Annotated in this window: 11 protein-coding genes; all 11 read left to right on the top strand. The window is 30.1% G+C overall.

Annotated elements, in window-relative coordinates; translation table 11 throughout:
• The first annotated feature begins 83 nt into the window (after positions 1 to 83).
• Entirely contained in the window at positions 84 to 2,192 is a 2,109-nt protein-coding gene (locus B3603_RS02230) for a polyribonucleotide nucleotidyltransferase (RefSeq protein WP_291560196.1), read from the top strand.
• Between the two features lie 555 nt (positions 2,193 to 2,747).
• A complete protein-coding gene (locus B3603_RS02225) occupies positions 2,748 to 4,022 on the top strand; it encodes a M16 family metallopeptidase (protein ID WP_291560193.1) in 1,275 nt (424 codons plus the stop codon).
• A gap of 93 nt (positions 4,023 to 4,115) precedes the next feature.
• A complete protein-coding gene (locus tag B3603_RS02220) occupies positions 4,116 to 4,391 on the top strand; it encodes a YlmC/YmxH family sporulation protein (protein WP_039631987.1) in 276 nt (91 codons plus the stop codon).
• Positions 4,392 to 4,405: 14 nt separating this feature from the next.
• Entirely contained in the window at positions 4,406 to 5,593 is a 1,188-nt protein-coding gene (dapG, locus tag B3603_RS02215; protein WP_291560192.1) for an aspartate kinase, read from the top strand.
• A gap of 57 nt (positions 5,594 to 5,650) precedes the next feature.
• Positions 5,651 to 6,376 carry a ClpP family protease gene (locus B3603_RS02210; RefSeq protein ID WP_396152799.1) on the top strand — a complete coding sequence of 242 codons (726 nt, stop codon included), beginning with the start codon at positions 5,651 to 5,653 and terminating at the stop codon, positions 6,374 to 6,376.
• Between the two features lie 85 nt (positions 6,377 to 6,461).
• Positions 6,462 to 8,798 (top strand): FtsK/SpoIIIE family DNA translocase, encoded by a 2,337-nt coding sequence (locus tag B3603_RS02205; protein WP_312577116.1) that lies wholly within the window; start codon positions 6,462 to 6,464, stop codon positions 8,796 to 8,798.
• Between the two features lie 39 nt (positions 8,799 to 8,837).
• Positions 8,838 to 10,163: a 30S ribosomal protein S12 methylthiotransferase RimO gene (gene rimO, locus B3603_RS02200; protein WP_291560188.1), complete on the top strand. Its 1,326-nt coding sequence runs from the start codon at positions 8,838 to 8,840 to the stop codon at positions 10,161 to 10,163.
• Positions 10,164 to 10,214: 51 nt separating this feature from the next.
• On the top strand, positions 10,215 to 10,757 hold the full coding sequence (gene pgsA, locus B3603_RS02195) for a CDP-diacylglycerol--glycerol-3-phosphate 3-phosphatidyltransferase (protein WP_291560184.1): 543 nt from the start codon (positions 10,215 to 10,217) through the stop codon (positions 10,755 to 10,757).
• Positions 10,758 to 10,921: 164 nt separating this feature from the next.
• Positions 10,922 to 11,956 carry a recombinase RecA gene (gene recA, locus B3603_RS02190; protein WP_291560182.1) on the top strand — a complete coding sequence of 345 codons (1,035 nt, stop codon included), beginning with the start codon at positions 10,922 to 10,924 and terminating at the stop codon, positions 11,954 to 11,956.
• A 499-nt stretch (positions 11,957 to 12,455) separates the two neighbouring features.
• Positions 12,456 to 14,009, top strand: a complete 1,554-nt coding sequence (rny, locus tag B3603_RS02185; protein WP_291560178.1) for a ribonuclease Y — start codon at positions 12,456 to 12,458, stop codon at positions 14,007 to 14,009.
• Positions 14,010 to 14,158: 149 nt separating this feature from the next.
• Positions 14,159 to 14,419, top strand: coding sequence for a stage V sporulation protein S (locus B3603_RS02180; RefSeq protein ID WP_291560176.1), 261 nt, complete (start codon positions 14,159 to 14,161; stop codon positions 14,417 to 14,419).
• Positions 14,420 to 14,626 lie beyond the last annotated feature (207 nt).

The raw sequence follows: 14,626 nt of genomic DNA, 5'->3' as shown, positions 1-14,626 counted from the left end.
TTATTTTAACTTATATTTTTTAGGTAAATATAACTAATTATATTTGACAATACTATTAATAATTATCGAAAGGAGGCAAAACTATGATTAATACATTAGAAACTACTGTAGCAGGAAGAACCATGAAAGTTGAATATGGTAAAGTTGGAATGCTTTCAAACTGTGCAATATTTATGAACTATGGAGATACAGTAGTACTTGTTAATGTAAACGCTTCAGAAACACCAAGAGATGGAATTGATTTTTTCCCTCTAAGTGTTGAATATGAAGAAAGATTATATGCAGTAGGAAAGATTCCAGGAGGGTTTATCAAAAGAGAAGGTAAGCCATCTGAGAAAGCAGTATTAAACGGAAGAGCTATAGATAGACCTATAAGACCTCTATTTCCAAAAGGATATAGAAATGATGTTCAAGTAGTTTGTACAGTAGTGTCTGTTGAGCAAGATAACCTTCCAGAAATATTAGCTATGAATGCTGCATCAATGGCATTATGTTTATCTAGCATACCATTTACTGATGCTGTAGGAACAGTATCTGTTGGTCTTGTAGATGGACAATTTATTATAAACCCAACAGTAGCTCAAAGAGAAAAAAGTACATTATCATTAACTATCTGTGCAACTAAAGAAAGAATTATGATGATAGAAGCTGGTGGAGATGAAATTCCAGAAGAAACAATGATAGAAGCTATAAACTTTGGATTTGAAGAGTGTAAAAAAATAGTTGCATTCCAAGAAGAGGCTGTGGCGAAGTTTGGAAAGGAAAAAATAACTCCAGAGATACACAAAGTTGATGAAAATGTAGAAGAAGACATAAGAAATTTTGCATATGATATGTTAAAAGATGCAATGTATACTACTGACAAAGATGAAAGAAATAACAAAGTTTCAGAAATTAAAGAGAAAATCAGTGAAGCCTTTGGCGAAAAATATGAGGATAGGATGTCTGATGTATCAGAAACAATTTATAGTCTTCAAAAAGAAATAGTTAGACATATGCTTCTTCATGACAGGAGAAGACCAGATGGCAGAGGTTTTGATGAAATAAGAAAAATTAGCTGTGAAACAGGATTACTTCCAAGAACACATGGTACAGGATTATTTACAAGAGGACTAACTCAGGTAATGACTGTTGCTACTCTAGGTGCACTTGGAGATGTTCAAATAATTGATGGTCTTGGCGAAGAAGAATTTAAAAGATATATGCATCATTATAATTTCCCAGCTTATAGTGTAGGAGAAGTTAAACCACTTCGTGGACCAGGAAGAAGAGAAATAGGACATGGTGCTTTGGCAGAAAGAGCATTAGAACCATTAATTCCTTCAATTGAAGAGTTCCCATATACTATAAGATTAGTATCTGAAGTATTAAGTTCAAATGGATCTACATCTCAAGCAAGTGTGTGTGGTAGTACATTAGCATTATTAGATGCAGGAGTTCCTATAAAAAGACCAGCAGCAGGTATAGCTATGGGATTAATAACTAGTGAAGATTTATCAGAAGAAGAGGTATTAACAGATATTCAAGGTATTGAAGATTTCTTTGGAGATATGGACTTTAAGGTTGCAGGAACTGAAAAAGGTATAACTTCTATACAAGTAGATACAAAAATAAAAGGATTATCTGGCTATTGTATAAGAACTTCTATAGAAAATGCTAGAAAAGCTAGATTGCACATTTTAGACAAAATAAAAGAATGTATACCAGAAGTAAGACAAGAATTATCACCATATGCACCAAGATTATATGCAATAAACGTTAATCCAGATAAAATTAGAGACATCATAGGACCAGGTGGAAAAACTATAAAGAAAATTATAGCTGAAACTGGTGTTAAGATAGACACTAATGATGATGGTAAGGTTGTTATTATGTCTAACGACAGTGTTGGAGCAAATATGGCTTTAAAAATGATAAAAGAACTTACTAAAGAAGTTGAAGTAGGAGAAATTTATCTTGGTAAAGTAACTAAAATTGCTAATTTTGGAGCCTTTGTAGAGTTATTACCTGGAAAAGAAGGTTTAGTTCATATATCTAAACTAGATACTGCAAGAGTAAATAAGGTGGAAGATATTGTTTCTGTAGGAGATGAGATATTAGTTAAGGTAACAGAGATAGATAATCAAGGAAGAGTTAATCTTTCAAGAAAAGATGCTATTAAAGAAACAGAAGAAGATAAAATTGATAATTAATAACAAATAGAAGGGCATAATGCCTTTTTATTTTTTTAATTTGCATATGTATAAAGTTAAAAATAAATAATTAAGGGTTATGATAAAAGCTCTTTTCTAACAATCTACATTCAAAAGCTTCTATTTCAAGCATTTATATATAAATACTATACTTCTAAAGTACTTTATATATTGGGTATTTTTTACTGTACTTTTTAATAAATAATTGATATCATACTAATATTTATATGAAAAATTGAAAAAGATATATAAATAAGTATTATTATCTTAGAAATTTAACCTAAAAAGTAAAATAAATTTTACTTTTTAGATTTAAATTTAAAACATACTCAATTTGCAATGAATAGTTCATAATACATAATTAAAGAAATAATTAATTCTATAATAGATTTTAAAAAAATATAGCCATTATGGTAGATTATTTTATAATAGGTGATATAATTACTGAAAAATAAATTTTAAATGTTAAATCTATAATCAAGAATATTTTTAATTGTGAATTTTACATTGTGAATTGAAATATTAAAAGAAATATCTTCAATAAGGAGAGAGAAAATGTATAATTTGTTTACTTTAAATAATGGATTAAAAGTAGTAGTAGAAAATATAGAGCATTTTAACTCTGTATCAGTGGGATTATGGGTGGAAAATGGTTCTAGAAACGAAAATAGTATTAATAATGGAGTATCTCATTTTATAGAGCATATGCTTTTTAAAGGTACGGCTAATAGAAACTCCAAACAAATAGCAGAGGATATTGAAAATGTAGGTGGTCAAATCAATGCATTTACAGGTAAAGAGGCTACTTGCTATTATATTAAAACTTTAGATACTCACTTAGAATTAGGACTTGAATTATTGTCTGATATGCTTTTTAATAGTCTATTTAATGAAGAAGATATTGAAAAGGAAAAAGGTGTTATAATTGAAGAAATAAATATGAGTGAGGATAGTGCAGAAGATGTATTGATGGACTTACATGCTGAAGCTGTTTGGGGAAAGGATGGGCTTTCACTTCCTATACTGGGAACTGAGAATACAGTAAAATCCTTTAATAAGGAGATGATAGTTTCATATTTAAAATCTTATTACATACCAGAAAACTGTGTCATATCTATATGTGGAAAAATAGATATGAAGAATATAGAAAAAATTGTAGAGAAATATTTTGGAAATTGGCAATATGATAATAAAAATATAACTATGTATTCTACGCCAGAGATATTAAATAATAATTATTTCAGACGTAAAGACATAGAGCAACTTCACATAAATTTAGGAATGCCGGGACTAAAAATAGGTGATGATGATTTATATACATTAATATTATTATCTAATATGTTAGGTGGAGGAGCTGCCTCTATTCTCTTTCAGAAGATAAGAGAAGAATTAGGAATTTGTTATTCTATATATTTATATATGTCTTCTCATATAAACAATGGACTTGTAAATGTATATGCAGGATTAAATCCTAAGTATATTAAAGAGGCAATTGATGTTATACTTAATGAAGTTAATAAATTTTCAAAAGAGAATATCACCAATGAAAAACTTCAAAAAAGTAAAGAGCAGTTAAAAGGAAATTATATTTTAGGACTTGAAAGTACTAGCAGTAGAATGTTTAGTAATGGAAAATCCGTATTATTTTTAAATAAGATAAATACTCCAAGTGATGTAATTAAGAAAATAGATAAAATTGACATGGAGAGTGTGGAAAGAGTTAAGGAGCTTACTTTTAGAAAAGGCATACAAAGCAGTGCTTTTGTAGGTAAGGATACAAGACTTTTAAAAGAAATTTACAAAGATAATCTAACTGAGATAAAAAAATAATAACTTTAGTTTTATGTAAATGCTTTTTTCTTGCATAACTTCAGCTTAATTCTCATAATTATTTCTATGGGAATTATAATAAGAGGTGATATTATGGAAGATAATATTAAGTATTTAAGCGAAATGGAAAGATACGAGATTATAAATATTAATGACGGCGATAAATACAATTTTTTAGGCAATAATGATATTGTAATAGATGAACGTGGTGTATTAAAATTATTAATATTAAACGATAGTAAAGCTACTTTTAGTTTTTTTAAAAATAGTGAGCTCATCGAAGTGCCTTGGGAGTATGTGAAGAAAATTGGCTCTCGAACTATTATAATAGATGTAGACAATGAGGTACTAAAAAAATCTCGTATTTAAGTGGGGGAGAAGTAATGAAGATACTCATACAAAAATTTGGAGGAACTTCTGTTTCAAGTGAAAGAAATAGAAAGTTAGTAGCAAAGAAAATAATTAGTGCCATAGAACAAGGATATAAGACGGTTGTTGTAGTATCTGCCATGGGAAGAAAAGGAGAACCTTATGCTACAGACACATTATTAGATTTATTGAGTGAGAATTTTAAAAGAAATAACCTATTAGCTACGGATTTAATGGTAGGGTGTGGAGAAATTATAAGCACTGCTGTAATATCTAATGAGTTATACAATAATAATCTTAATGCCATACCACTAACAGGAGGACTTGCAGGAATTAAAACAGATAATAATTATGGAAATGCTACAATAATGGATGTAGATACTGAGAGATTACTAAAACTTCTAAATGAAGATAAGATACCAGTAGTAGCAGGATTTCAAGGGACTTGTGAAGAAGGGTATTTAACTACTCTTGGAAGAGGGGGAAGTGATGTTACTGCTGCTATATTAGGAGCTGCACTAAAGGCGGAAGAAATCCATATTTATACAGATGTAGATGGTATAATGACTGCTGATCCTAGAATAGTATCTCATGCCACTTTGATTAAAGCTATAAGCTATGATGAGGTATGTCAATTTGCATATCAGGGGGCTAAAGTTATTCATCCTAGGGCTGTTGAGATATCTAAAAAGTACAATATACCATTAGTTATTAAAAACACTCTTAGTGACTGTGATGGAACCTTCATTACTAATCATATAGAAGATGATTCACAAAGTATTATTACTGGAATTACTCATGTAAAAGATAGAGTGCAAATTACTGTTGCGGATAATAATAGTGATAGTTATGTTGAATTGTTTGACATAATAGCAGAAAAAGGTATAAGTATTGATCTTATTAATGTCTTTCCTAAACAAAAAATATTTACTATAGCGTTAAGTGATTTAGATAAGTTTAAGGAAATTACAAATGAGATAAATTTACAATGCTCATATATTGAAAATTGTAGTAAGATTGCTATAATAGGTTCTAAGATGAGGGGAATGCCGGGAGTTATGGCTAGAATTTTAAAAACATTAACGAAAGAAAAAATAGAAGTACTACAAACAGCAGACTCTCATATGACCATATGGTGCTTAGTAGAAGCTCCATATACAGAATTGGCTATTAATGTACTTCATAAAGAATTTAATTTATGATAATTAAGTATATGATTTCCTCTAAATGTACAAAATAGAAATGTATATTTAGGAGGAATGATTATGGCAGATAAAAATACTGAAAAGAAAATAAAAAGTGAAGAGATAACTAAAAATGAAGAAGAATCAAAGCCCAATGAAGGAGTTCAAAATATTAAGGAGTTAGGAGTACTTAATGTGGCTAGTGGCGATGACAGTATACAAATACTACCTATAATAGGACAAATAGAAGGTCATAGTATGGGATCACCTCAAACAAAAGTAACTAAATATGAACATGTTATACCTCAATTAGTAGCAATGGAAAGAGATGAAAAAGTTAAGGGTATACTTGTAATATTAAACACTGTTGGGGGAGATGTAGAGGCAGGGCTGGCAATTGCGGAAATGATAAATAGTCTGTCAAAACCAACAGTGTCTTTGGTAATTGGGGGAGGTCATTCCATAGGAGTTCCGCTAGCAACTTCATCGAGCTATTCATTTATTTCGCCTAGTGCTACTATGATCGTTCATCCCATAAGAATGAATGGTTTAGTAATAGGTGTACCTCAAACTTTTGACTATTTTAGAAAAATGCAAGAACGAATTATTGAATTTATAACAAGAACTTCTAAAATAAGCGCAGAGGAATTAAGAGGTATGATGGCTGAAACTGACGAATTATTAAACGATATGGGAACTATATTAATAGGGAAACAAGCAGTTGAATGCGGAATTATTGATGAAGTTGGAGGAATATCTCAAGCGTTGCACAAATTAAATGAACTTATTGATGAGAAATAGGTCGATTTTGACCTATTTTTTATTGAATTTATTTAAAAGGAAATATTATCATATTTGTAGAAATAATTAATTTGGAGGTGATACGGTGGCTAAAAATAACATTGATAAAGAAAAGAGCAAGAAATCTCAAAAAAGAAGTAAATCTAAAGATAATGGAAAGGCTGATAAGAGATACACTAATGAAAAAGGCCACTCAGAGGTTTCGGGAATTATACTTATAACTATAGGTATATTAATGTTACTTAGTTTAGGTTCTACTATATTTTCCAATCAATCATCATTATCTGGTATGATAGGATTATTTATTTATAAACTATTTGTAGGATTAATAGGTTTAGGTGCATATGTAATGCCTGCCTTTTGTATATTTATAGGAGCTAGTTATATAATTAAAAGTGGTAATATTGCTTTTACTAAGAGGTTTTATGGAATAGTTTTATTTATTATTAATAGCTTATTGTTTATACAAATGACTGTTTTATCTAATTATTATGTAAAAGATAATATTATGGTAGGAGTAGAAAAAATTTATAATTCTAGTAGTATATTTCATGGCGGAATTATAGGGTATTTTTTATCAGTTCCATTATATAAGCTTTTTGGAAAATTAGGAAGTTACATAATTTTTATCGCAATATATATAATCTCTATAACTTTAATTAAAGACATAACTATTAAAGATATGATTTCAGAGATTGTGAATAAAAAAGATAGCCCAAGAGAAAATAAATTAAAAGCTGATGGAAAGATACTTGTGAATGAAGAGCTAAAAGAAAACATCATTGAAGAAAATTCTATATCAAAAGTTGATACAAACCATAAAATAAAAATTATAGATTTCTTAAAATCTACAGAGATCGATGATAATAGTAAAAGTGAAAAGGATTCTATACAAAATAACGTTAGAGAAGAAAAAAAAGAAAAGTCTCCTGTTACTGATAAAGCTTTTACTAGTGAATTAGAGGAAGAAATTCATATTAGTAATTTAAATAGTAATAAAAACTTTGAATATAAATCTCCTGATGTGGATTTACTTTATAGAAATGAACATAATCAACTTAAAAAAGGAGATAAAAAGGATTTATTAAATAGCGCAAGTAAGTTACAAGAAACTCTTTTAAGTTTTGGAGTAGAGGCAAAGGTTATACAAGTTACAAAAGGTCCATCTGTAACTAGATTTGAGCTTCAACCTAGTGCTGGAGTGAAAGTAAGTAAAATTGTTAACTTATCTGATGATATAGCTTTAAACTTAGCATCCTCAGGAGTTAGAATAGAAGCACCTATTCCAGGTAAAGCAGCAGTAGGAATAGAGGTACCTAATAGAGAATTAGCACCAGTATATTTAAGAGAAGTTATTGAATCTGAAGAATTTATAAGTTCTAATAAGAATTTAGCCTTTTGTCTAGGTAAGGATATAGGTGGACATTCTATTGTTTCTGACTTAACAAAAATGCCTCATATGCTAGTAGCTGGGGCAACAGGATCAGGTAAAAGTGTGTGTATAAATACCTTACTTATGAGCTTACTATATAAGTATTCTCCGGATGAAGTTAAATTATTACTTATAGATCCTAAAGTTGTTGAACTTAATATTTACAATGGAATACCACATTTATTAATTCCTGTAGTTACAGATCCTAAAAAAGCAGCTAGTGCATTAAGTTGGGCAGTAAATGAAATGACCAGAAGATATAAGGTATTTGCAGATAATAACGTAAGAAACATTGAAGGGTATAATGAAATGGCAAATAAAGGCATTGTTGAAGAAAAGCTACCTTGGATAGTAATTATAATTGATGAGCTTGCAGATCTTATGATGGTTTGCCCAAATGATGTTGAGGACTATATAGGTAGATTAGCACAGATGGCTAGAGCAGCAGGTATGCATTTAGTTATAGCTACCCAAAGACCATCTGTAGACGTAATTACTGGAGTTATTAAAGCAAATATACCTTCGAGAATTTCTTTTGCTGTATCAAGCCAAATAGACTCAAGAACTATACTTGATTCATCAGGAGCAGAAAAACTACTTGGTAAAGGAGACATGCTATTTTATCCTGTAGGAGAAGCAAAGCCTGTTAGAATACAGGGAGCATTTGTATCTGAGGAGGAAGTAGAGAGAGTAGTAACATTTATTAAAAATCAAGTAGAAGAACATCAATATGAAGATCACATTATTGAAGAAATAGAAGAAGGGGCTAGGCCTAAAAGTGATGATTGTGATGAGCTTTTAAATGAGGCTATAAAAATAGTTATAGATACGGAACAGGCATCGACGTCTCTATTGCAGAGAAGATTAAAAATAGGATATAATAGAGCAGCGAGAATAATAGAGCAGATGGAGGAAAGAGGTATTATTTCTGGAAAGAATGGAAGTAAGCCAAGACAGGTTCTTTTAAGTAAAGAGGAATATGAAGAGTGATAACCTTATACTATAAAGAAAAATATAGGAGGAAAACTAGTGGATAAATTGAAAGTTGGAGTAGTAAACTTAGGTTGTGATAAAAATAGAATTGACTCGGAAATTATTATAGGAAATATAAAAGAAAAATTTGAAGTTATAAATGAACCTAATAATGCAGATATTATAATAATAAACACTTGTGGATTCATTGAGAGCTCTAAGCAGGAATCTATAGATACTATACTTGAAATGGCAAAATATAAAGAAAATCATAATTGCAAAGTACTTATAGCTACAGGATGTTTAACTCAGAGATATGGGAGTGAACTTTTAAAGCTTATACCTGAGCTTGATATAATATTAGGGGTAAATGATTATGATAAATTAAATGACAGTATAGAAGATGTATTAAAAAATAATAAAAAAGTAGCCTATACAAGCTATAGTGATTCTAATATTAACATTGGAAAAAGAGTAGTTACAACGGGAGGAACTACAGCTTATATAAGGATATCCGAAGGCTGCAATAACCAATGTGCTTATTGTGCTATACCTAATATAAGAGGTAAGTATAGGAGTAGGACTATAGAAGATATTTTAAAGGAAGCATCAGTACTTGCTATAAATGGTTATAAAGAATTAATTTTAGTTGCACAAGATACTACAAGTTATGGCATAGATATATATGGTGAAAAGAAACTACACACATTATTAAATCAGTTATCTCAGATAAAAAGCATCAAATGGATTCGTATATTATATTGTTATGCTGAAGAGTTAACAGATGAAATAATAGATGAAATAGCAAGCAATGATAAAGTTTGTAAATATATTGATATACCTATACAACATATAAGTGATAAGATACTAAAAAGTATGAGAAGAAAAGGAAGAAATAAAACTATAACTGATAATATAAACAAATTAAGAGCTAAGGTTCCTAACGTAGTTTTAAGAACATCGCTTATAGTAGGATTTCCGGGAGAAAGAGAAGAAGACTTTGAAGAGCTTAAAGGTTTTATTAAAGAAATCAAATTTGATAAGCTAGGCGTATTTACTTATTCACAGGAAGAGGGAACTGCTGCGGCTGATATGGATGAACAAATTGATGATGAAATAAAGGAAATGAGATATCATGAGCTTATGGCTCTTCAACAACTGATTTCTAAGGAGTTAAATAAAAATAGGGTAGGTAAAATATACACTGTATTGATAGAAAATAAAGAAGATAAAATGTATATTGGAAGAAGTTATGAAATGGCTCCTGAAATAGATGGTGAAGTTTTTATTGAAAATGATAATAATATAAAGATAGGTCAATTTATTGACGTGGAGATTATAAGGGCATTAGAATATGATTTAATAGGAGTTGTTCTACAGTAAAGATATTCATATTTATTCTATAAAATTTTGTTTAAATAGGAGTTGTGTCATATGAATCTTGCAAATAAACTTACAGTGATAAGAATATTATTGGTTCCTATATTCTTAGTGTTTATAGCATTAAATACTTCTTTAGGAACAATTTTGGCTACCATAGTCTTTGTAGTAGCATCATTAACAGATAAGCTTGATGGATACATAGCTAGAAGCAGAAATCAAGTAACTACCTTTGGAAAGTTTATGGATCCTTTAGCAGACAAGTTACTAGTAACTTCTGCACTGGTTTCTTTAGTTGAGTTACAAGTAATACCAGGATGGGTAGCTATGATAATAATTGCAAGAGAATTTGCTGTATCTGGCCTTAGAACATTAGCTGCATCAGAAGGTATAGTAATTGCAGCTAGCAACTGGGGAAAGGCTAAAACTGTAATACAAATAGTAGCAATAATAGCAGGATTAGTAACATTAAGCTATAATAGCTGGATTATTAAAATAATAACAGTGATATCAATGGCGTTAGCGGTTATAATAACGATAATATCTGGTTTAGATTATTTCTATAAAAATGTAGATGTGATTAAAATGGATAAGTGATTAAAAATATTTAAAATGGCAATTATAAAAAAGGAGTTCCTGCCTGTAGAGTAGGAACTTCTTACTATATTCTTTTAGTTGACCTATCAAATAATATATTGTATAATATAGATAGAACAAATGTTCGGTAAGTGAAAGGATGGTGGACCCTTAAGGGGAGATGTATGAATAGTGAAAAGTTAAAAGCTTTAGAAGCAGCTATGGGACAGATAGAAAAACAATTTGGTAAAGGTTCAGTAATGAAGCTTGGAGAAAACAGTGTACTTAATTTAGATTCAATATCTACAGGATGTCTAGGATTAGATATAGGATTAGGAATAGGCGGAGTACCTAGAGGAAGAATTGTAGAGATATTCGGACCAGAGTCTTCAGGTAAAACAACAGTAGCGCTACATATTGTTGCAGAGGCTCAAAAAGCTGGAGGTGTGGCAGCTTTTATAGATGCAGAGCACGCATTAGATCCAGTATATGCCAAAGCTTTAGGCGTTGATATAGATAATTTAATAGTTTCTCAACCTGACACTGGAGAACAAGGACTTGAAATAACTGAGGCATTGGTTCGTTCAGGTGCAGTAGATGTTGTAGTTGTAGACTCCGTTGCAGCTCTTGTACCAAAAGCAGAAATTGAAGGAGAAATGGGAGATTCTCATGTTGGACTTCAAGCTAGACTTATGTCACAAGCACTTAGAAAATTAGCAGGATCTATAAATAAATCAAAATGTGTCACTATATTTATAAATCAACTTAGAGAAAAAGTTGGAGTAATGTTTGGAAATCCTGAAACTACTCCAGGTGGAAGAGCACTTAAATTCTATGCATCAGTTAGAATGGATGTAAGAAAAATTGATACTATTAAACAAGGTGATGAATTTTTAGGAAATAGAACTAGGGTTAAAATAACTAAAAATAAAGTTGCGCCTCCATTTAAACAAGCAGAATTCGATATCATGTATGGTGAGGGAATCTCAAGAGAAGGAGACGTTCTAGATATAGCAGTTAAAGAGGAAATAGTTCAGAAAAGTGGTGCATGGTTCTCTTATGGTGATACAAGATTAGGTCAAGGTAGAGAAAATGCTAAGAACTATTTTAAAGAAAATCCTGAATTAAGATTAGAGATAGAAAATAGAATAAGAGAAAAGTATACCTTACCTTTATATAAAGAAGAAATTTTAGTAGAAGAAAAAGATGGTAAAAAGTAGCAAGTGTTTCTTGCTACTTTTGTTTTTTAAAAAAATTTTATAATAATATCAGCTTAAAAATTAATGTATGTCAAAATAATTATAATTATTTAATAGAATATATAATTTTTTAAAAGATAATATTTTCTATGCATTAAAATGTTGTATAATTAGGTTAAAAGATAGCAAAAATAGCTGGTCAATAACAAAGAAGAAATACCCATAAATGTACAGTAAAAAATATGTAATTATTTGGTCGTTTTTCTTTTATCTTTCAATAGTTTTGAATATATATATGAATAATTGGATATAATTTTAATATTATAAAAAAGTATATATTTTACCTGTTTGTAGCATACCAAGCAACTTGACATTATATAGAAAGTAATATAAAATAAATACAAATACTGGTTTAGCATAAATGTAATTGCTACCAATTGAATAAAATATGACACCTTTTCTAGCTTTCATTTTCAATCCAAATAGATATTAAAATGAGCAAAGGAGGTGTTAACATACAATGGATACAAACATAAACATGTTATTAGGGATAGGTATTGTATTAATTGTTATTTTCATTGGAATTTTTGTTGTTGTTTATACTAGAAAAAATATATCACAAGCTAATATTGCAAAGTCAGAAGAAGAAGCTAGAAAAATTATAGAAGAAGCTAAAAAAGATGCCGAATCTAAAAAGAAAGAAGCTATACTTGAGGCTAAAGAGGAAGTTCACAGATTGAGAACTGATCTTGAAAAAGAATCTAGAGAGAGAAGAAATGAAGTTCAGAGACTTGAAAGAAGAACTATTCAAAGAGAAGAATCTTTAGATAAAAAGAATGCAGTATTAGAGAAAAAAGAGGAAAATCTAAATAAAAAACAACAAGAAGTTGAAATATTAGAGTCAAGTATACAAGATTTGTATACTAAGCAGAGAGAGGAATTAGAGAGATTATCAGGTCTTACATCTGATGAGGCAAAGCAGATTTTACTAGACGAAGTAAGAAAAGAAGTTAAGCATGAAGCAGCAGTTATGATTAAAGAAGTTGAACAAAAAGCTAAAGAAGAGGCTGATAAAAAAGCTAGAGAAATCATAACATATGCTATTCAAAGATGTGCTGCAGATCATGTTGCAGAGTCTACTGTGCACGTGGTTTCTCTTCCAAATGATGAGATGAAAGGAAGAATAATAGGTAGAGAGGGTAGAAATATTAGAGCTCTTGAAACCCTTACAGGAGTAGATTTAATTATTGATGATACTCCAGAAGCGGTAATTCTTTCAGGATTTGATCCAATAAGAAGAGAAGTTGCAAGAATAGCTTTAGAGAAGCTTATAGTAGATGGAAGGATACATCCAGCAAGAATTGAAGAAATGGTAGAAAAAGCTAAGAAAGATGTTGATAATGATATTAAGGAAGAAGGAGAACAAGCTACCTTTGAAACAGGTGTACACGGTCTACATATTGAAATATTAAAATTATTAGGAAGACTGAAGTACAGAACAAGTTATGGTCAAAATGTATTAAAGCATTCCGTTGAGGTTGCTTATTTAGCAGGACTTATGGCATCAGAACTTGGCATGGATCCGACATTGGCAAAAAGATGCGGATTGTTACATGACATTGGTAAAGCTGTAGACCATGAAGTTGAAGGACCACATGCATTAATAGGTGCAGAACTTGCTAAGAAATATCATGAATCACCAATAGTTGTAAATGCTATAGCAGCTCATCATGGTGATGTAGAATCTCAATCTTTAGAAGCAGTATTAGTTCAAGCAGCTGATGCTATTTCTGCTGCAAGGCCAGGTGCGAGAAGAGAAACATTGGAAGCTTATATTAAGAGATTAGAAAAACTTGAAGAAATTGCAAATTCTTATGAAGGCGTTGAAAAGTCATATGCCATTCAGGCTGGAAGAGAAATTAGAATTATGATTAAACCAGAAGAAATTGATGATGCAGGAGCTATTGAAGTGGCTAGGGATATTGTTAAGAAAATAGAGAGTGAACTTGAATATCCAGGTCAAATTAAAGTTAATGTAATCAGAGAAACCCGTGCTATTGAGTATGCAAAATAGTAAAAAGTAGAAATTTAAAATAAAAATGAAAAAAATAATCTTCTTAAATTTTGGAAATTTTAATTTTATTCAAAATTTAAGAGGATTTTTTTGATTATTGTAGAATTATATATTATCACAATAGAATGTTTACTTATAGGAGGTTAATCATGGAGGTATTAAAAGTTTCAGCAAAATCAAGTCCAAATTCAGTAGCAGGAGCATTAGCAGGTGTTTTAAGAGAAAAAGGTGTGGCTGAAATTCAAGCTATCGGTGCAGGAGCTCTTAACCAAGCTATAAAATCAGTAGCAATAGCTAGAGGGTTTGTAGCACCAAGTGGAGTAGATTTAGTTTGTATTCCAGCATTTACAGATATAGAGATTGAAGGAGAAGAAAGAACAGCAATAAGATTAATTGTTCAGCCTAGATAAAACTAATTAATTTACATAAAAGAAAGACATGAATTATAAAGCCATGTCTTTTTTGTTTGAACCATATTATATATACTATTTCTAAGATTAACATATATGTGAAAATAATTGGTGATTTTTAGTGTTATAATTAAAACTATTAAATTCACAATTATCGATATTTCTCAGCAGAAGCCGAGAAATTTAGAATTGATTTGTTTTTGAAGT

Source organism: Clostridium sp. UBA2485 (genome assembly GCF_002341865.1).
Classification (GTDB): Bacteria; Bacillota; Clostridia; order Clostridiales; family Clostridiaceae; genus Clostridium_J.
Note: the sequence above shows the minus strand (reverse complement) of the source record. Positions and strands in the feature narration are given on the sequence as shown.

Excerpts from the sequence above, each read along its gene's own strand:
- dapG (WP_291560192.1), top strand. The coding sequence starts at position 4,406 with ATGAAGATACTCATACAAAAATTTGGAGGAACTTCTGTTTCAAGTGAA.
- B3603_RS02230 (WP_291560196.1), top strand. The coding sequence starts at position 84 with ATGATTAATACATTAGAAACTACTGTAGCAGGAAGAACCATGAAAGTT.
- B3603_RS02220 (WP_039631987.1), top strand. The coding sequence starts at position 4,116 with ATGGAAGATAATATTAAGTATTTAAGCGAAATGGAAAGATACGAGATT.
- B3603_RS02180 (WP_291560176.1), top strand. The coding sequence starts at position 14,159 with ATGGAGGTATTAAAAGTTTCAGCAAAATCAAGTCCAAATTCAGTAGCA.
- recA (WP_291560182.1), top strand. The coding sequence starts at position 10,922 with ATGAATAGTGAAAAGTTAAAAGCTTTAGAAGCAGCTATGGGACAGATA.
- pgsA (WP_291560184.1), top strand. The coding sequence starts at position 10,215 with ATGAATCTTGCAAATAAACTTACAGTGATAAGAATATTATTGGTTCCT.
- rny (WP_291560178.1), top strand. The coding sequence starts at position 12,456 with ATGGATACAAACATAAACATGTTATTAGGGATAGGTATTGTATTAATT.
- B3603_RS02225 (WP_291560193.1), top strand. The coding sequence starts at position 2,748 with ATGTATAATTTGTTTACTTTAAATAATGGATTAAAAGTAGTAGTAGAA.
- B3603_RS02210 (WP_396152799.1), top strand. The coding sequence starts at position 5,651 with ATGATTATGGCAGATAAAAATACTGAAAAGAAAATAAAAAGTGAAGAG.